At 67.3% G+C, this 17,401-nt stretch carries 16 protein-coding genes and 2 pseudogenes; 14 read left to right on the forward strand and 4 right to left on the reverse strand.

Annotation, left to right across the window (positions count from 1 at the left end):
- Nucleotides 1–11: 11 nt before the first annotated feature.
- The 10 genes from ACWIHY_RS23730 to ACWIHY_RS23775 all read left to right on the forward strand — a co-directional run bounded on the left by ACWIHY_RS23730 (nucleotide 12) and on the right by ACWIHY_RS23775 (nucleotide 11,246).
- Nucleotides 12–1,355 (forward strand): MFS transporter, encoded by a 1,344-nt coding sequence (locus ACWIHY_RS23730; RefSeq protein ID WP_454377666.1) that lies wholly within the window; start codon nucleotides 12–14, stop codon nucleotides 1,353–1,355.
- Nucleotides 1,342–3,474 (forward strand): HAD-IIIC family phosphatase, encoded by a 2,133-nt coding sequence (locus ACWIHY_RS23735; protein ID WP_454377667.1) that lies wholly within the window; start codon nucleotides 1,342–1,344, stop codon nucleotides 3,472–3,474. The genes ACWIHY_RS23730 and ACWIHY_RS23735 overlap by 14 nt, the downstream gene beginning before the upstream one ends.
- Nucleotides 3,471–4,472, forward strand: coding sequence for a ribonucleotide-diphosphate reductase subunit beta (locus ACWIHY_RS23740; protein ID WP_454377668.1), 1,002 nt, complete (start codon nucleotides 3,471–3,473; stop codon nucleotides 4,470–4,472). The genes ACWIHY_RS23735 and ACWIHY_RS23740 overlap by 4 nt, the downstream gene beginning before the upstream one ends.
- Complete coding sequence (locus tag ACWIHY_RS23745) at nucleotides 4,462–5,349, forward strand: glycosyltransferase family 2 protein (protein ID WP_454377669.1); 888 nt, start codon at nucleotides 4,462–4,464, stop codon at nucleotides 5,347–5,349. The genes ACWIHY_RS23740 and ACWIHY_RS23745 overlap by 11 nt, the downstream gene beginning before the upstream one ends.
- Complete coding sequence (locus ACWIHY_RS23750) at nucleotides 5,346–6,740, forward strand: condensation domain-containing protein (RefSeq protein WP_454377670.1); 1,395 nt, start codon at nucleotides 5,346–5,348, stop codon at nucleotides 6,738–6,740. The genes ACWIHY_RS23745 and ACWIHY_RS23750 overlap by 4 nt, the downstream gene beginning before the upstream one ends.
- Nucleotides 6,733–7,938, forward strand: a complete 1,206-nt coding sequence (locus tag ACWIHY_RS23755; RefSeq protein WP_454377671.1) for a hypothetical protein — start codon at nucleotides 6,733–6,735, stop codon at nucleotides 7,936–7,938. Before ACWIHY_RS23750 ends, ACWIHY_RS23755 begins: the two co-directional genes overlap by 8 nt.
- Nucleotides 7,939–8,171: 233 nt before the next feature.
- A complete protein-coding gene (locus ACWIHY_RS23760) occupies nucleotides 8,172–8,588 on the forward strand; it encodes a hypothetical protein (RefSeq protein ID WP_454377672.1) in 417 nt (138 codons plus the stop codon).
- A gap of 13 nt (nucleotides 8,589–8,601) precedes the next feature.
- Nucleotides 8,602–9,333 carry an HAD-IA family hydrolase gene (locus ACWIHY_RS23765; RefSeq protein WP_454377673.1) on the forward strand — a complete coding sequence of 244 codons (732 nt, stop codon included), beginning with the start codon at nucleotides 8,602–8,604 and terminating at the stop codon, nucleotides 9,331–9,333.
- 38 nt (nucleotides 9,334–9,371) lie between these two features.
- Nucleotides 9,372–10,364: an NAD-dependent epimerase/dehydratase family protein gene (locus ACWIHY_RS23770; protein WP_454377674.1), complete on the forward strand. Its 993-nt coding sequence runs from the start codon at nucleotides 9,372–9,374 to the stop codon at nucleotides 10,362–10,364.
- A gap of 201 nt (nucleotides 10,365–10,565) precedes the next feature.
- Complete coding sequence (locus ACWIHY_RS23775) at nucleotides 10,566–11,246, forward strand: class I SAM-dependent methyltransferase (protein ID WP_454377675.1); 681 nt, start codon at nucleotides 10,566–10,568, stop codon at nucleotides 11,244–11,246.
- Nucleotides 11,247–11,306: 60 nt separating this feature from the next.
- Here the strand turns inward: ACWIHY_RS23775 and ACWIHY_RS23780 are convergent, their stop codons facing one another.
- Complete coding sequence (locus tag ACWIHY_RS23780) at nucleotides 11,307–11,558, reverse strand: hypothetical protein (RefSeq protein ID WP_454377676.1); 252 nt, start codon at nucleotides 11,556–11,558, stop codon at nucleotides 11,307–11,309.
- Between the two features lie 91 nt (nucleotides 11,559–11,649).
- Between ACWIHY_RS23780 and ACWIHY_RS23785 the strand changes: the two genes are divergently transcribed.
- Nucleotides 11,650–12,195, forward strand: coding sequence for a GNAT family N-acetyltransferase (locus ACWIHY_RS23785; protein WP_454377686.1), 546 nt, complete (start codon nucleotides 11,650–11,652; stop codon nucleotides 12,193–12,195).
- 611 nt (nucleotides 12,196–12,806) lie between these two features.
- On the opposite strand, the gene ACWIHY_RS23790 is transcribed toward ACWIHY_RS23785, so the two are convergent.
- Entirely contained in the window at nucleotides 12,807–13,313 is a 507-nt protein-coding gene (locus ACWIHY_RS23790) for an SRPBCC family protein (protein WP_454377677.1), read from the reverse strand.
- A gap of 504 nt (nucleotides 13,314–13,817) precedes the next feature.
- Here ACWIHY_RS23790 and ACWIHY_RS23795 point away from each other — a divergent pair.
- From ACWIHY_RS23795 to ACWIHY_RS23805, 3 genes and pseudogenes are all read left to right on the forward strand, one after another.
- Entirely contained in the window at nucleotides 13,818–14,825 is a 1,008-nt protein-coding gene (locus ACWIHY_RS23795; RefSeq protein WP_454377678.1) for a protein-L-isoaspartate(D-aspartate) O-methyltransferase, read from the forward strand.
- A 75-nt stretch (nucleotides 14,826–14,900) separates the two neighbouring features.
- A pseudogene (locus ACWIHY_RS23800) lies at nucleotides 14,901–15,295 on the forward strand (transposase); the annotation flags it as partial.
- A 172-nt stretch (nucleotides 15,296–15,467) separates the two neighbouring features.
- Entirely contained in the window at nucleotides 15,468–16,091 is a 624-nt protein-coding gene (locus ACWIHY_RS23805; protein ID WP_454377679.1) for a VOC family protein, read from the forward strand.
- Between the two features lie 411 nt (nucleotides 16,092–16,502).
- On the opposite strand, the gene ACWIHY_RS23810 is transcribed toward ACWIHY_RS23805, so the two are convergent.
- Nucleotides 16,503–16,706, reverse strand: coding sequence for a hypothetical protein (locus ACWIHY_RS23810; RefSeq protein WP_454377680.1), 204 nt, complete (start codon nucleotides 16,704–16,706; stop codon nucleotides 16,503–16,505).
- Nucleotides 16,707–17,323: 617 nt separating this feature from the next.
- Nucleotides 17,324–17,401 (reverse strand): annotated as a pseudogene (locus tag ACWIHY_RS23815) (transposase); the annotation flags it as partial.

Genomic DNA, 17,401 nt, shown 5'->3' on the forward strand with positions numbered 1-17,401 from the left:
AGAGCCGCGAGATGGGTGACGCCTTGGGTGAGCAGAGCGCGCAGAGCGAAGGGACGAAGTCGGAGCCGGTGGCCCCGGTCCGTTCACGCGGGCTGTCTCGCAACGCACTGTTCCTCAGCATTTTCTTCCTCGAATTGGGTGCCGCGATGACAGCGGTTGCCCTGCCCCTGATCCTCATCGACCAGTACGGCCTGACCGCTTCCTCCGGTCTTGCGTTCGCGGCTCGGCTGATCCCGGGGATGCTGCTCGGCCCCGTGGCCGGGGACGCCGTAGCCCGACACGACCCCCGGCGCGTTGCCGTCGTCAGTGCCCTGGGCAGCGCCCTCGTCATCGCCCTCATGCCCTGGACGACGGCGCTGTGGCAGATCCAGTTGCTGAGCCTGCTCGTGGGCATCGGTCACATGTTTGCGGGACCCGCCCGCCTCGCGCTGCGTCCACTGGTGTTGAAGGAGGGCGAGGAGCTCGCCGGCAACGGAGTGCTCGTCACCGTCGAACGCCTCCCTGTCTTCGTGGGCCCACCTCTGGCAGGCATCCTGGTCACCACCGCAGGCTTCCACGTGGCCTTCCTGGCCGAAGCCGTCGCCTGCCTGGCCGCCGCCGGGCTCGTGCTCCTCGTCCCCGCCTCTCCCCTCGGTTCCATCCTGCGGCCGCAGGATTCCTCAGCGCCCGACGGACAAGGATCCCAACGCACTGGCGGCAAGCTCGTCGCTGCCGCTCGGCATCTGCGTCACGCCTACACCGCCGGGATCCGCGGCATGACCACCGCTGTCACCCGCGACCGCTTCCTGCTGGGGCTGACTCTGACCGGCTTCACCTACGTCGCCGCCGTGGCGGTGGGACGAATGTTTCTGCTCCGCCTCGCGGCCGACGCGTTCCCCGAACATTCCAGCTTCTACGGCTACCTGCTGGGCTCCATGGCCGTCGGCGCCGTTGTCGGCGGGGTCCTGGTCGGCAGATTCGCACGTCTGCACAGCGGCCTCCTCTACATTCTCGGCAACACCGTCGAAGCCGTCCTGTGGGTGGCGCTCGTCCACGTCCCGTCGGCCACCACCGCACTGCTTCTGCTGTTCCTGGCGGGCATCACCGAATCCGTCGCCACCGCCGTGTTCTTCGCCGAAGCTCAGCGCCGCCTGCCCGCCCAACTCGCCGGCCACTACTACGCCGCCCTCATCCCCCTGACCGACGCGTTCAGTCTTGTCGGAGCAGTGGCCGGTGCCTCACTCGCCGCAGCCACTCTCGTCGGGGCATCCCTCACCGTCGGCGCTCTCATCGCACTGCCGGTGCTCCTCACCGCTCCCTGGTACTTGCGCAGGGGACAGACCGAGACCGATGGAGGTATCCATGCCCAGCGCTGACACCACCCTCTACCGGGTCAGTGCCTACCTCGCTCTCACCGAACTCTCCTCCTCGACCGTGCTGACGCATGTCGTCACGGGAGAGCGTTCCGCCGTCGAACCCGAGCTGGGCCGGGCTCTGCGCCGTCTGTCCGACGCAAAGAGTTTCACCGAGAAAGAAATGCGTGGGGTGACAGGGCTTTCCGAGGGGGGCCTTTTCGAGTTCCTGACCCGGCGAGGGTTTGTCGTCGAGGCGGATACCGACGAGCGCGCCGGGCTAGACGCACTCTTCTCACTCGCGGCGCCGGTGTCCACCCCGCGTGACCAGAGAGCGGGGATCATGCGGGGCTTCGGCCGGCAGCACTACTTCCAACCGCGTGCCCTGACAACCCGCCTCCTCGACGGCCGAAAGGAACAACTGAAGAAGCTCACCGTGCTCGCGCTCGGCGGATGCGTGACCGAGTTCGCACGGGACGAACTCGTAGCACAGGGGCTGGAGCGAGGGCTCGACGTACGCCTCGTCGGAGCTTGGCCGGACTCCCGCGGACGGCTGGCAGCGCTCGTTGACAAACACCGACCGGACATCACCATCGTCCAGCTCTCCCTCTACCCCTATATGACGGAGCTGTGGGATCACGGCCCCCTCGCCACCGAGGACGAGCGCCGAACCCGGGCAGAACGGATGCGGAAGGTGAGCCACTCCTGGATCGACGCTCTGGCGGCGGCGACCCGGGGCCACGGCATGGGGATCGTGCACAACTACGGACCGACAGCACATTCCCCCTACGGGCGGTTCGAGCACAGAACCCCGGCGGGCAGCCGGGAGATGCTGTCCCAGTTGAACACTGGGATCGACGAGGCGCTGCGGGCGCACGATCATCTGATGCTGCTGGACGAGGAACGATTGGTGGCGCGGCACGGAGCTGAACAGCTCTTCGACGACCTGTATTTCCCCTTCGGCCACCACGGCGGGGCCCCCGACCCCGAGCGGGAACAGCCGCATCAGCTCCCCCTGCTGGGATCCCTGCTGGCCCGCGAATACCTCGACCTGCACACCGCCGCCACGGAAGGCGGACGCGTCAAGTGCGTCGTCGTAGACCTCGACAACACGTTGTGGCCGGGGATAGCGGCCGAGGACGGATTCTCCTGGCTCGACCGTGATCACACCTCGACATGGGTCCACCTCGGCCTCCACCAGGCACTGAACCTGCTCAAGTCCCGGGGCCTCCTTCTGGCTACCGCGAGCAAGGGCACCGAGTCGCAGACCTTGGGGGCGTGGGGAAAGGTCCGCCATCCCCTGCTCCTGACACCGGACGACTTTGTGGTTCACCACATCAACTGGGAGGCGAAGTCCCGCAACCTGGCTCGTATCGCCGACAGTCTCGGTGTGGCACACGACGCCGTTCTTTTTCTCGACGACAATCCCGTGGAACGGCACGAGGTGCACCGAGCGCTCCCACAGGTCCGGATCGCACAAGGGCCCGTGCACGCATTCCGTGCGTTGCTGCTCGACGATCCGCTGCTCGATCGGCCTCCGGCCGGAGTCGAGGCATCACAACGCACAGAGTCCACGCGCGGGATGCTCAAACGACGAGAGCTCGGCGAGAGCCTGGACGAGCGAACCCTGGCGCACGAGGTGCAGGCACGGATCGCGGTGCGCAGAGCCCGGCCGGACGACGTGGAACGTCTGCAAGAACTCCTGCACCGCACTACCCAGTACCGCACCACGCCCTGGAGGCCGGCGCGCGACGAACTGGAGAAGCTCGTCCGCGCGGGCAGCATGACGGTGTGCCATGTTACGGACCGCTTTGCTGACTACGGACTCGTCGGAGGATGTGCTGTTGTCGACGGACAGGTGGTGTGCCTTGTCCTGAGCTGCCGCGTCATCGGTCTCGGGGTCGGCCCCCGTCTGCTGGCCGCCACCGTTCGGGAACTCGGCCTGGCCGGAGAACAGGTACGCGGCATCTTCCGGCCGGGCGAGCGCAACGCCCCTGCTTCCGACGTCTTCGAACGCACCGGGTTCCAGCTCGACCGGAACGAAAGTCCGGACCTGGGCGACCACTATGTCCTGCGCACACCGGCGGACCTCATCGATCCTCAGTGCACCGCCGAGCCCCACGACTCAGTTGGAGTGTCATGACCCGCTGGAGCACGCTGCTGATGGACGAGGCCCAACTTTCAGAGATGGCTCACGTGCCGCTGGATGACATCGCCGGCCACGCGCAGCTGACTATCGCCCGACGTCCCACGTACAAGACGCTCTACCGCTCCTGGGACAAACAGCACTGGTCAGCTGAGGACCTGGATTTGGAACGCGATGCCGAACACTGGCAGCGCGTGCCGCACACGACCAAGGGGCGACTGGAACGGATCGTCCGCCACTTTCTCGTCGGTGAGTACACCGGACTCGATCTGCTGGCACCGATCGCGATCGGTGCCCCCGACGAAGCGTCTTTGATCTTCCTCGGCACCCAGTCGGCAGACGAGTCGCGCCACACCCGGCTGATGGACCGGCTCGCGAGCGAGGTCCTCGGGCTCAGCGGTGAAGACCTACGGGACGCCCTGAGCGAGGCATGGCAGCACTCGACCCCCGCCCAGTTACGGCTGAACGCCCTTGAGGCCCGCCTCATCCGTCCACTGTCGTCCCCGCACGCCGGCCATGACGACTGGCTGCGCGCCGTCGCGGTCTTCCACATCGTCACCGAGGGAGTGCTGGCCCTGACAGCCCAGCGCCGACTGGTCGCGTCACTGCGTTCGGGCACCTTCCTGCCGGGACTCCGGTCTGGCTTCGTCGCCATGACCCGCGACGAGTCACGCCATGTCGCCTTCGGCGTGGAGGCCATCCGGTGCGGGGTGACGGGAGCCGTGCCTGAGAGCAGGATCGACGCGGTGGCCGACGCGCTGCGCGAGGCGCTCGCCTTGGCCGTCGCGGTGGAACTGCCCGAGAACCCGTCCGATCAGGAACGCAGCGAAGCCCTGACCTTCGGCAGAGAACTGGAGAGCGAGGCCGTGCTCCGGTTGCGGTCGGTAGGCTTCCGGCCCGAAGTCATCGCGTGGATACGTACCTCGATGACAGCCACTCTCGCTGCCCTGGAGACGCCCGAGGTAGAGGGAGGAGCCGATCACCATGTCGCCTGAACCCACGACCACGACCACGACTGCCTCTCGCTCCGGCAGGCAGCCCCAGGAGCTCGCCGAAGCTTCCCGGTCATCGTCACAACCATTGGTCAGTGTTGTGACTCTCACTCACAACAGGCCACAGGAGCTGCTGCGTTGCATGCGCTCGGTGGCAGCACAGAAGGGCGTGCTGACCCAGCACATCGTTGTCGGTGATGACTGCCCTGTCCTCGCCACCGAAGGTTTCGTGGACGAACTCAGGGCGATCCGTGCAGACGCTGTCGTCCACAACGAGCCGCGCACACCCGGTTTTGAAGCCGTGTACCTGTCCTCCCGCCTGGGGCGGATGCGCAATATCGGGACCTCCCTCAGCCACGGTGCGTTCGTCGCCCAACTCGACGATGACAACGCCTATCACCCCCAGCACCTGCGCACCCTGGTGGATGCTCTGGAACGTTCCCCGGACGTCGGCGTGGCGCACAGCTGGCGCCGTCTGGTGACAGACGATGGGAAGGAGTTCGTGCCCGTCGGCGAGGATCCGTGGTGGCCTGTCGTCCAAGGCCGCGCGGCACGTTCGGAATCCTACGACCGACTCGTCGGTCTGGGTGTCTTCGTTCCGGGGTCGCCCGTGGTCAGGGACGTGTTCAAGGTCGACGGCGAACTCATAGCGCGCCTGGACACCAACGAGCTGCTCGTACGCAGGGAGATCCACGACAAGGTGCCGTTCCGGGAGGACTTCTCCCGCGCCCGGCAGAAGATGCAGTGGACCGAGGACTTCACCTTCGCGATCGACCTGGCCCGGGCCGGCATCGAGGTGGTCTGCACCCGGCACGCCACAGTCGACTACACGATGGGCGGCTGCTCCACCAACGGCGAGGAGCTGAGGAACACGCTATGAGCGCATCGCCACTGCCCACGAGCCTCCACCTGGCCTGGGGCGATGTCCCCGCCGGTGAGCTGCCCGTCACCTGGGGCCAGCAGGCCATCTGGGATGCCATGAGGGACCTGGGCGCATATGACCACCAGTTCAATCTCCGGTGGACCCTCGCCTTGCCGACACCGCACCCGGCCTCTCGTGTTCTCGCCGCCTTGGAGTGGCTCGTCGACCGTCACGAATCCTTGCGCACCCTTTACAACGGCGAGGGCGGTGCCGCGACCCAACGGCTGCTGGAGCGCTGCGGTATACCGCTGCACTGGCGCCCCGCCGACACACGACCGGGAAAGACAGACCGATCCGCAGCCGACCTGGCGGGGGAACTGTGCGCGCAAAGATTCCGCCACGGCGACGAAGCGCCGCTGCGCGTCGGGCTGTTGCATGCGGGCGACGAGGTGACGCACATTGTCCTCGTGGTCTCGCACATGGCCGCTGATAACGACGGACTCGCGCGGGTGGCCGATGAACTCCTGGGCCGCCTGGAGGCGTCGGAGCCGACTCTCCCGCCGCCGGCTCAGCCGCGGGATATCGCCGCGCTGCAGAGAACCGCCTCGTGGCGGGCCCGCGGTGAACGCGCCACCGGGTACTGGATCGATACCCTGCGTGCGGCGCCGCTCATGGAGGCGTCTCCTCGCGTGGCCGACGAGCGCAGCCCCCGCTTCTGGCGGGGACTGCTGACCTCTCGGCCACTGCTCGGTGCCGTGGGTCGTCTCGCTCGCACGGGTGGGGTCAGCACGACGAGTGTGCTTCTCGCCGCGGTCGGCAGCGCCCTGGGCACGCTTACCGGTTCCCGCCGCCCCTGCGTGATGCTGATGTGCAGCAACCGGACCCGTGAACCGTTCCGGAGTACCATCAGCCCCGTTGCGCTGGAGGGAATTCTCTCCTTCGAAGTTGACGGAGGAGACGACGGGAAGCCTGGGGGAGCCGACGCCGAGGCAGGCTTTCCGGCCGTGGTGCGGCGTGCCTGGGACGCCTCACTCCTGGCCTACCGGTACGCCCAGTACGACAAGCCGGCTCTCACACGGGGCATCGCCCGTGCCGGCGGATTCCGGTCCCGTATGCACCGCACCTGCTGGTTCAACGACCTGCGTCTTGAACGTCGGCCCCAAGAGGCACGGCCGACCGCCGATGACCGGCAGACCGGCGCGTTCACCTGGATGGACTTCACCCACGAGCAGGGTGACGCGGACCTAGCCTTCCACGTGTACGACCACGCTGACACACTCCAGATCACGCTCACCGCGGACACGCGCGTGGTGGGGCCCGACGCGATCGAGGGCGTCCTGCGCGACGTTGAACGGCTCATCATGGACGCGGCTAACGCTGCCGCCACCCCAGGAGACGCGCATGCCTGACGCGCTGCCGGAGATCAGTGTGGCGGTCATGTGCCATCCGGCGCGCCGACGGCGCGTGGCCGACCTGGTGACGTCGCTGCACCCATTGCGCCCCAGGCTCGTCTGGGACCCAGACCCCCGCGCGGGGCCCAGCCCTCTGCGTACGGCGAAGCTCGCATGGTCGGACGTGGCACCGGGTGCCACACACCATCTGGTACTGCAGGACGACGTCACGCCGGTGCCCGACTTCGCACGCCATCTCAAGGCCCTCGTCGCCCTGCGAGAGAAAGATGCGATCGCCTTCTACGTGAACTGGAACAGCCCGCACAACGCCTACCACGTGCGTTGCGCAGCCGTGGCCGGCTCAGCCTGGGCCCCGCTGACTCTGCGCGAGTGGGTGCCGACGCTGGGCCTGGTGCTGCCGGCCGAGGTTGCGCTCGGGTTGGGGGAGCACCTGCGGAAGTACCCGGACAGCTTCCGTGACGAAGACGAATTGGTGGCCGAGTACTGCCAGGCGGCTGGAGTATCCGTCGTTGCGGTGGTGCCACATCTGTTGGAGCACGGTATGGGCCCGAGCGTCGCAGGCAACGACGCGCACGGGCAGCGGAAGGCGACGGTGTTCGCGGGGGAGGCGCGCATCCCCCGCGGGCACTGGTCCGGGCATCCGGGGCTGAGCTCCTTCCCGAACCGGTCCGTCACCCTGCCGCATCCGTTCTCCGTGGAGCTGGTTGCCTCTCGCTGCGGGCTGCGAATCCTGCGCGAGCAGTCGCGAGAACCAGTGGAACACCCCTTCAACTGGGGCTGGCGGGACTGGGCCCCACTGATCGGTGCCGACCCGCGGCGCATTGCGGCTGCGATGCGGGAGCGAACCATGAAAGCGTGCGACGGCACGGACGGCGGGTCTCCGGCGTCCGGCCGGGAGCGGTCAGATACGGCCCGCTCCTTCGATCGCGTGCGATTGGAGGTATGGGCAGCCGGCTATCTGCTCGGCCTCGACGTCTCCTCTGCCGCATGGCCTCCTCCTCAGGGAGAACACGCCGTGTTCGCCGCGTCGCTGCGCGACGAGGCCCTGCGGACCTGGATCGCCTCCGGCCTCACGCAACGCGACGCCCGTGCGTTCGGGACCGGTGGCCTGGAGGAACTGGTGCGGCTGTGTGCCGACGCGGTCGCGTGTGGCAGGCGCGAAGGCCCTCAGCGCACGGGGGTGCGACCCGAGTGAATTCCGGCCCCGCAGTTCTTGCCCGGAACCTGGTCCGTGACATGGCACGGCGTGAGGCATCGGCTCTCACGAGTGCCGCGGAGCGGCTGCCGGACCTGGCCGTCCGCAGTGTGGTGTGTCCCTGTGGATCGGTCACCGAGGACCTCGCCGAGGGGCTCGATCCAGTGCGTTCCGGGCGGATCCGGGACCTCGGGACGTGTACCCGCCCGGACGCCGGCGATCACGATCTGCCCATGCTCACGAAACTCGCGTGCGAGCGCCTCGACAACCGCTCGCTGCTGCCGGTCGCGGATGTACTCCTGCGCTGTTCCGACCGTCCCGTCCGGCTCCGCACGCGGGCTGTGGCGCTGTGGGATGTGACCGCGGGCCCGGTGCCGGGCCGCCGCGCAGAAGACCCGTGGAACGCACAGACCCTGCTGCCGCTGCTACGTCGATTGAACGACGAGGAGGCATGGTGGTCTGCGGCTCCCGGTACCCCGTGGACCGGCGGCCCGGCCAGGACCCTGCCGGTCGCCACGCATTCGATGTCCTCCGCCTTCGACGTGGGCGAGGCATTGTTCCTCGGTCCGCACTGGGACGGTCCGGTGCCGGCGGAACTCAACGAGGTATATCTCCGCGCCCGGAGCGACGCGGTTCTCCGAGCACTATGAGAGGAGTGCGCTGATGAGCGACGGACAGCCGGGCGCCCCACGCTACCGTGCGGCGCTGTTCGACCTGGACGGCACGCTGGTGGAGTCCAACGGCACCATCGACAGGCACACGCGCATGTGGGCCGAGCGCAACGACCTTGACGTGGCTGAGGTCATGCGGACATCGCACGGCTTGAGGGACCGGGACTTCGTTCCGATGTTCGTACCGCGGTCCCGGGTTGAGGCTGAGATCAGGTGGCTGCACGAGCTTTCATGCCAGGACACGGCGGGGATCACAGCGTCCCCGGGCGCCGACGCGCTGACGAGATCCTTGCCGACGAGAGTGTGGGCAGTGGTGACCTCTGCGGCCCGCGAGGTGGCCCTGTGCCGGCTCGCGGCCGCCTCCCTGCCCCAGCCCTCTCTTCTGATCTGCTCGGAACATGTGGCGGAGGGCAAGCCCGCTCCCGAAAGCTACCTCCGGGCGGCGGCCGCCCTGGACATCGGGCCTCCTGACTGTCTCGTCTTCGAGGACTCTCCCGCCGGGCTCCTCGCGGCTCGGTCTGCGGGCATGGCCGCGATAGCCGTGGGATGCGGACGGGACGCCGTCCACGGCACGCCGGTGGCCGACCTGAGCGAGGTACACATTGATTGCGCACACCAGGGCCGACTGCGGGTCCGGAGCCCAGATCTGTATCCGCCGCACGCGTCTCCACCCGACACGCCTAGGAACCCGACGGCGTCATCCAGCGCAAAGAAGCGGTCATGACCGCGCCGAATGAGTTCTCACGACAGGGGAGGAACAGCATGCCGCTCACCATCAGTATGGTCGGGGCTGCCGGTTTCGTCGGTACGAACCTTGCCCTCGCCGCCCTGGAGGCGGGCCATAGCGTGCACTTGGTCGACGTCGCCGACCGCCTGGGGCGCCTTCGCTCATCGGGCCTGCTCGACCGGGCGCCGCACCAGTTCGTCGATCTCTCGAAGCCCGATGCCCGTCTGGAGGCTTCAGCGGATGTCATTGTCCATCTCGCCGCGCTGCCGCAGGTGGACTTCTCTCTGTACGAACCGGCGCGGGTCCTGACGAACAACACCGCTGTGACGGCAGCCGTCCTCGACTCCGCCCGTGCAATGAACGCGCGCGTACTCTTCGCCTCGTCGATCGAGGTCTACGGAGGAAATGACGGCGCTCTTTTCACGGAAAAGAGTCCACTGCGCCCGCTTTCCCCGTACGCGGCTTCGAAAATCAGCTGCGAGGAGTATCTGACCTCCCTCCGGCATGGCTTCGGTACCGAGACGACCACCGTCCGACTGACCAATCTCTACGGACCGTGGCAGGCCCCGGACCGTATCGTCCCGCGGGTCGTCGCCCAGTCACTGTCCGGCATGAAGAGCGAGGCAGTGACAGGCCGGCTTCGTGACTTCCTCGCTGTCGAGGACGCCACCCGTGCTCTTCTGGAACTTGTGGAGCGTGGTCTGTGGGGAGAGACTTTCAACCTGTCGGCTGGCCTTCCCACCGGGCTGGAGGAGGTGGCCGACGCCATCGCCGATCTGACGGGCTCGGGGTCAGTGGCACGCGTCAACTCACCGGTGAAGGACGGCCGGGGCCCCTCGCTCGTCGCGTCCCCGGCGCGCCTCGAAGAGCAGCTGGGGTGGCGGGCAGACATCCCGTTGTCCGACGGGCTGCGCAGTACGGTTTCCTGGTACACCGAGCATGAGTCCTGGTGGCGACGCTTCGAGGCGCAGTTCGGCGCCGACCGGAACGGCCCGCACTTCCTGCTGGATCACGTCTATTCCTTCTGAACAAACTGGCGGTCCACGGAGGGCTTGCGCTCTCTTGCTCAGGGAGCCCTATGGGGTCCGGGGCGGCACTGATGTCAGGGAATGCGCTGATTTTTTACGCATGGAATATCCGTGGTGGCCATGGAATGGCGCGTTAGGCTGCTGTGTTTAACATCGCGAACTGCCAAGACGCAGTCATGGTGAATCTCGAATGGGGTTGACGTGGAATACGATATGGATCCGGTTGTTCGTGACATCGTGCAGACGATGCAGTCATGTTTGAGCTCGGCAGGCGTTCGCATCCGTGAAGGATCGTCGTCGCCGGCCCAGCTCGCCGATCTCATCAGCGCCGCAAGCGTGCCTGAAATTCATCGCATAGTGGAAGTCGGATTCCATGCCGGCCTGTCGAGTTATGCTTTCCTGGAGGCGAATCCGGATGCCTCGGTCACGTCATTCGACTTAGGCTTCCATGAATGTGTGGTCCCGGCCAAGGAATTGATAGATGAAAAATTTCCCGGTCGGCATGAGCTGATCATCGGCGATTCGAAGATCACGCTGCCCGAGTACAGCAAAAGTGGTCCGGGGGGCATGTTCGACTTAGCGTTCATCGACGGCGGCCACCGCCTGGAGGAGGCCAGGTCGGACTTGGAGAACATAGCTCAGATGTGTAAACCGGGGGCAACGGTCATCGTTGACGATATTCTCCCGGATGAATTTTGGGGTGAAGGGCCCAGTCAGGCCTGGGAGGAGAAGGTGCAGGCCGGCGTGGTACTGGAACACGCGCGGCGCTCCTCGGAGCCGAGCGGGGACGTTCTCTCGGCCATGTGGCCAAGGCTGGGTAGCTACCCTCTGCCCCGTTGTTGGGTTGTAGGGACGTTGCGTGACCCCTTCGCCTCGTCGTGACGCTTGAACCTTGAAGAAGGGGGCGAGATCGAATCGAGGGGATGGAGGACCGGGCCTGGCCTATTGTGCATGCCCGGCGATACCGACGGGCGACGGATCGCGGTTGATCTGGCCCCGGACCATCTGGACCTCCTTGCCGGTGTAGGCGGTTCGTACGCCCGAGTTCGTGTATCCGGAGGCGCTGGCGAGCTCACGGAGGGGGTAGCGGCGCTGCGGGTGGAACTGCAGGGCGTAGGCGAGGAGTCGGCGGATGCGCTGGTCGGCCGCGGCGGTGGTGAGGCGGGTGTGGGTACCCGGGCGTCCTTCCACCACGGTCGGGGCCTGATGAACCCCGCCATGTCCCCGTACGCCTACGCCGGTCCTGGTTATCCTGCCTCGTCCTGAACAGACCAGGGAGGCCCCCATCATGACTAGCACCACGCCGTCGTTGCCCGAGCGGATTGAGCTTTCGGGGGAGGGGCTTGTCCTTCGCGACTGGACGGAAGTGGACCTGTCCGCGATGCCGGAGCTGTTCGACCACCCCGACATCGCGTACTGGACGCCGATCGTCTCACCCTTCGACGCAGCCGCCGCCCGTGCACGGCTGGACCGTGACCGGCAGATGCGGGAGGAGGGCACGACCATCCTGCTCGCCATCACCGTCGACGGCGGTGCACCGCTCGGCGAGGTGATGCTGCGGCGCGCGCCCGAGGGCACGGAGCTCGGCTATGCGGTTGGCCCGGCGCACCGGGGCCAGGGGCTGGCAGCTCGCGCCGTGAGGGTGATGGCCGCGTACGCCTTCGAGCAGTTGGGCGCGGAGCAGGTGATCCTGGAGCTGGAGGCCGAGAATGCCGCCAGTGTCGCCGTGGCCACCAAGGCGGGCTTCGGACTGCTCGACGTGCCGCTGATCACGGGTGAGGAGAAGGGGCGGCCGTATGCTTTGCAGACGTGGGGCCTGAGCCGCCCCTGAGACTCAGACCCGATTACGAACCCCCTGACCGAATCCCTTCCTGCGCCGGGGCGCGGCAATCGGCATTGGCAAGCACGTGCGCTCGTAGGCGCGAGAGGCCGGAATCCAGAGACGAGCGAACACCGATCGCCTCTGCTGCTCCGGCAGGACGGCCTCTTCTGGATGAGCGACAGCGGACAGCTGGCGGAGGTGACGGACTTGGCCGCAACCACCCAGATGTGCGAGTGCGCTGTCGGAACGGCACGTGACTTCAAGGTCACGGGCCACATGAAGAACCATGGCCGCCTTGCTGCTGGGGAAGACGCAGCAGCACACCGTTGGCGCTCACCGCCGGACCGCACGGGCGCACGCCGTGTTCAGAGCTCGGAGCTCGTGAGAAGAAACGCGTCACCGTGCGGCAGCTCATTCAAGGAGGATCGCGAACCATTCGCGAAAGTGCTCCCGAAACGGGCGTGTGGGTGAGGCCTGTCGTCTCGCAGGCAGTCGCTCTCACCGCGCCCCGCGAGACTTCTGCACCCAGCGCACAACAGGCCGAGATGATGTCGACCGGTGAGGTTCGGGTGGCGCCGGCCGGGGGACTCGACTGTCGACGACCGCCGTCCGCAAGCAGATCAGTCCTTCGCTTCGCGGACGTCCTTTCCCAGCTCGGCGAACGCCTTGAAGTCCTGCATGTGCTGTTGCGACTGCTTGCGGAAGGCACCGGGCATCAGGACCCCTACCAGCCGCATCAGCACGCGGCTGAACCGGTACTCGCTCTCGCTCACCCAGAGCGTCGTCTCCGGACCGGCTTCGGTCAGCCGGTCGCGCACGGCGCTCCACATGCCCTCGCCGACGATCTCGCGGTCGAAGTGAACGACGCTCCCTGTCGGGATCTCGCGCAGGTCTGCCGGTTCCCGGCGCGTGATGGTCTCGGTGCACTCGATCTTCTGCCGCCCCATCTGGATCACGACCCGCGACTTGGTACCGACCTGCCCGTGCACCCCACTCAGCGGCTCGTGCAGCACCAGACCCCGCAGCCACTTCGGCAGGTGTGCCGGGTCGGCGAGCAGCTGGACCACCTTCTCCCGCGGCAGGGCGATCTCGATCGAGACGGTGTACTTCATGGTGGTGCGCTCCAAGTTCCCGAGTGAACGGGCGTACGCTAGCACCCTCGCCTCACATAGAGCGCTGTCCCAACCTCGTTTCTGCTGGTGAATCCGTCGAGCGTCCGCGCGCCCCGGGCGGTCTCGGCGACGATGCGCAGCAGCATCCGGCCGCCGGGCTCCCTGGCGCGACGTATGGACGGATGGTGGGTGCGAAGCCCGCGCGAGCGGCTGCCGGTTCCGCGCCGGAAGGATCTCCGCGGACACGGGTCGGCGATGCTGCGCGCAAGTGCCGGTTATCGGCCCCGAGCCGGTGAACGCGGGCCGACGCCCCTGCCGTACGTCTGGCCGAAAGCGAGCCGAGCCCTCGGGCCCCGGTGCGATGCACCGCGATCCGGTGCCGACCTCCGGCGCGGGCGGCGCCCGGTGGCCCGCCGTTCTCCCGCGTCGGCTCGGGTCCCTTCCGCTGCGCCGCCCGGGTCCTTCGGGCACCTTCGCCCGAGGACCCGGGGGTATTGCTGCCTCAGGAGCGGCCGGCGGGTGGTCCGGGATGGCGCCGCAGACGTCGAAGTGTGGCTCGATCGCGCCTACGTCGACGACACCCTGGTGACTCGCATCGGGCCCGTGCACACCGATTACGCCGCCCCGGGCCACGTCGCCAAGTCGGGCAGGTTGACGTCGTCCTCGACCCTGCCCACCCTGGTCGTGACCATGTACCGGCACGCGATGATCACCGATGGCCGTCGCACGCTGGTGACGACCGGCACTGGCTACGGCACAGCACTGGCGTGCCAGCGGCTCGGCGTCGCCGAGCTGGTGACGAGTGTGGACATCGACCCCTATCTGGTGGAGGCGGCGGCCGACCGGCTGAGCACGATCGGGCTATACCCGCACACCGCAATTTGCGACCTCACGCAGGCAACCTTCCCCGGCCAGTTCGACCGCATCGTGTCCACCGTGTCGGTGCGGCCCGTACCCGCCTCCTGGCTGGAAGCGCTGCGCCCCGGAGGGCGGCTGGTCACCACCATCACCGGCACCGGGCTGATCCTCGTCGTCGACAAGACGGCCGACGGCGGCGCGCGCGGCTACATCGCCTACGACGGGGCCTCGTTCATGGGCCCCCGCCACGGCGACGACTACGACGACACCGCGCCAGTGGCCGAGGTGTGGGAGGTCGCGGACGGCGGAGGCGAGGACGTGTCCACCAGCCGGTACCCGCTGCTGTACGTGCCGGACCAATGGGCGGTGCGCTCGATGCTGGAGCTGGAGGCCCCCGGTATCGAGCACCGCAGCCAGCGACACGACAGCGGTGGGCGCACCATCTGGATGGCGCACCCCGACGGCTCCTGGGCCCGAGCCAGCGCCGACGGTCTCTGCCAGTCGCCAACGGTCCACCAAGGCGGCCCCCGCCGCCTGTGGGACACGCTGGAAGACATCCGCGACCGCCTCAATGCCTCGGGCGAACTGCCCGTGTACGGCTCCAGGGTCACTATCACCCCTGACGGTGAGACCATCCTTTCCCGCGGCCGATGGTCAGCCACCCTGTAAGTGCGCAGGGGCCAGACCCCGCCGTCTCTCCGCTTGGACCGTGTCTTACGTGGTGAGTTGGCTGTTGGGCTGTTCATGGGGAGTGGGCGTTGGGATTGGATTGTTCCGGCTGGGTTGTGGGAGTTGGTGCGGCCGTTGCTTCCGGCGGACAAGATACGTCCGCAGGGCGGCGGTACTGCGAACATCGACCCTGAGGCGGTGTTCGCGGCCATCGTGTACGTGCTGGTGAGTGGGTGTGCCTGGCGGGCATTGCCACCCTGTTTTGGGGCGTCAACGGCGACGGTGCACCGCCGGTTCGCGATCTGGTCACGGGCAGGAGTGTGGGGCCGTCTCCACCAGACCGTTCTCGATCAACTCGCCGACGAGGAGCTGCTGGACCTGTCCCGAGTGGTACTCGACTCCGCGCACGTCAGGGCTAAAAAAGGGGCGAACTTACAGGTCCGACCCGCATGGACGACCTGCGTGCCGGCCTGGCGCAGGTGGCGGACACCACCCTCCTCTGCCCGCAGTGCGCCCAACCGGTCCCGGTACTGGCGCCGATGCGCGTCCGGCCTGCCGGTTCTGCCTCAAGACCTGGCAGGGTCTCGTATCTGTCGGACGGCCGACACACTCTGAGCCCCGTCCGCACCATCTGGGAGAGTCATGACAAGTAGGTTCACGGAGTTGACCGTTGACTGCCACCACCCGGAGAGGCTCGCGGCCTCCTGGTGCGAGGTCCTGGACTTCAAGGTGATCGACCGGAGCGAGGACAAGGTCGAGATCGGCTCGTGGGTGCCGACCATCGAGGATGTCCGGGCCCGCCAGATGCCATCCACCCTGGTGTTCATCCAGATGCCCGAAGGCAAGACCGTGAAGAACCGGCTTCACCTCGACGTCAGCCCGATCGACGGCAGCACTGAGGACGAGGTGACCAGACTGCTCGGCCTCGGCGCCACCAAGACGGATGTGGGCCAGGGCTCAGACCGAAACTGGGTGGTCATGGCCGACCCCGAGAATCCGCTCGTATCCCCACTGCGCGCGTCGTGTCATGCGGGCTTGCCGCAGGCACTGGTGATTACCGCCGAGTACGACCCGCTGCTCGGCGAGGGCGAGCAGTACGCTCAGCGCCTGCGGGACAGCGGCGTCCCGGTCGAGTCGACCCGCTACCTGGGCGTGGCCCACGGCTTCTTCGCCATGGCAGGAGCCCTCGACGCCGGTAGCCGTGCCCTGGGGCAGGCAGCCGCATATCTGCGCACCGCCTTTGCCGGCGATACAAGCAGAGACTGATGAAGGAGCGCCTTGTCCGGCACAACAGCTCCAATGAACCCCGAGGCACGGGCTTGTCCTTTCCGTACCAGCAGGGCGGGCTGACCAGTGGCAACACCCGAACGAGGAGAGCATCCGGCCCTGCCGGGATTTGCTGGAGCGGTGGCGCAGTCCACGCAACATCGCCGGATCCGCCCGCGTAGCCCTCGATTTCATCGGCGGCTGAGGTGCGGAGTGCGTTGAGCGGGCTACGAGCAGTAAACGATGCAACGGTTGGCAGTCATGTACGTGAAGTGCAGCCGTCAAGCCAAGTGCGCTGACACCAGAAGCGGTCTGTTCGCTGATCAGAAGTTGCCCTGAGGCATGCGTACCGGGACCCTGCCAGTGGTGGCCAACCACCAGGTCGGCCGGGAAGGGGCACGGCCCCACAGGTCAGGATGGATCCTGAACGTAGTAGGCGAGTTGCCCCATCCGGAACTCACGGCGCAGTGCGCCGTTGACCTCCAGTGAAAGCGTCCCTGTGGCACTGGACCCCTGGCAGGCCTTCTCGGATGCCTCGACGAAGGCCTGGCACTTCATCGTCCTGACCGCAGTATCGAAGTCCGTCTCACAAAGCCCCTCGATACGGGACGCCATCTTCAGGAGGAGATCGTCGGTGAAACCGCACCTGGCCCAGGCGCGGTGGGCCAGCCGACGCGGCCGTCGCCCAGGAGTGGCTGAACTCCTGGAACTTCAGTTCCTGGTGTGGAGGGACTCGTCATCAAGGGTTTGAGCCAGAGGTACCTTCCGAACGCCTCGGGTGGTTCCAGGGCCGTCGGCGTGAGACCACCGAAGCGATCATCGGCGGCGTCACCGGCACGCTTCAGCGGCCGCAGCTGCTCGTGCTGGGACGGTACGACGCCGATGGCCGGCCACGCGCGGTCGGCCGCACCACCCCCCCTGAAACCGGACGCCGCCCGCCGGCTCGCGGACCTCCTCACCGAGGCCGGCCCCGACCACCCCTGAACCGGCGTACGGTTCACCGCCGGCTTGGGCAGCCGCGATCCCCTCGACCCCGTCCTCGTGGTCCCCGAGCTGGTCGCGGAAATCAGTGCGGATACCGCGATCGACCGAGGCGCGTGGAGACACCCGCTGCGCTTCGTCCGGCCGCGCCTGGACGTGACCGTGGCCGACGTGCCGCGATTCGGGGAAGGGGTACAGCCCTTCAGGGATTGACATGACCCTACTGCGGTCCGGTTACTGACTTCGGCCTGTCAGGGTGAGGCTGATGTCTCGAGGGTCAGGCCGGTGCCGGCTATGAAGCCGTCGAGGGTGTGGGGCCGGTATTGAAG

This window comes from Streptomyces sp. NPDC055287 (assembly GCF_053646035.1).

Coding starts and splice junctions, on each gene's coding strand:
- ACWIHY_RS23730 (WP_454377666.1), top strand. CDS start 12: ATGGGTGACGCCTTGGGTGAGCAGAGCGCGCAGAGCGAAGGGACGAAG.
- ACWIHY_RS23735 (WP_454377667.1), top strand. CDS start 1,342: ATGCCCAGCGCTGACACCACCCTCTACCGGGTCAGTGCCTACCTCGCT.
- ACWIHY_RS23740 (WP_454377668.1), top strand. CDS start 3,471: ATGACCCGCTGGAGCACGCTGCTGATGGACGAGGCCCAACTTTCAGAG.
- ACWIHY_RS23745 (WP_454377669.1), top strand. CDS start 4,462: ATGTCGCCTGAACCCACGACCACGACCACGACTGCCTCTCGCTCCGGC.
- ACWIHY_RS23750 (WP_454377670.1), top strand. CDS start 5,346: ATGAGCGCATCGCCACTGCCCACGAGCCTCCACCTGGCCTGGGGCGAT.
- ACWIHY_RS23755 (WP_454377671.1), top strand. CDS start 6,733: ATGCCTGACGCGCTGCCGGAGATCAGTGTGGCGGTCATGTGCCATCCG.
- ACWIHY_RS23760 (WP_454377672.1), top strand. CDS start 8,172: ATGCTCACGAAACTCGCGTGCGAGCGCCTCGACAACCGCTCGCTGCTG.
- ACWIHY_RS23765 (WP_454377673.1), top strand. CDS start 8,602: ATGAGCGACGGACAGCCGGGCGCCCCACGCTACCGTGCGGCGCTGTTC.
- ACWIHY_RS23770 (WP_454377674.1), top strand. CDS start 9,372: ATGCCGCTCACCATCAGTATGGTCGGGGCTGCCGGTTTCGTCGGTACG.
- ACWIHY_RS23805 (WP_454377679.1), top strand. CDS start 15,468: ATGACAAGTAGGTTCACGGAGTTGACCGTTGACTGCCACCACCCGGAG.
- ACWIHY_RS23810 (WP_454377680.1), bottom strand. CDS start 16,706: ATGGCGTCCCGTATCGAGGGGCTTTGTGAGACGGACTTCGATACTGCG.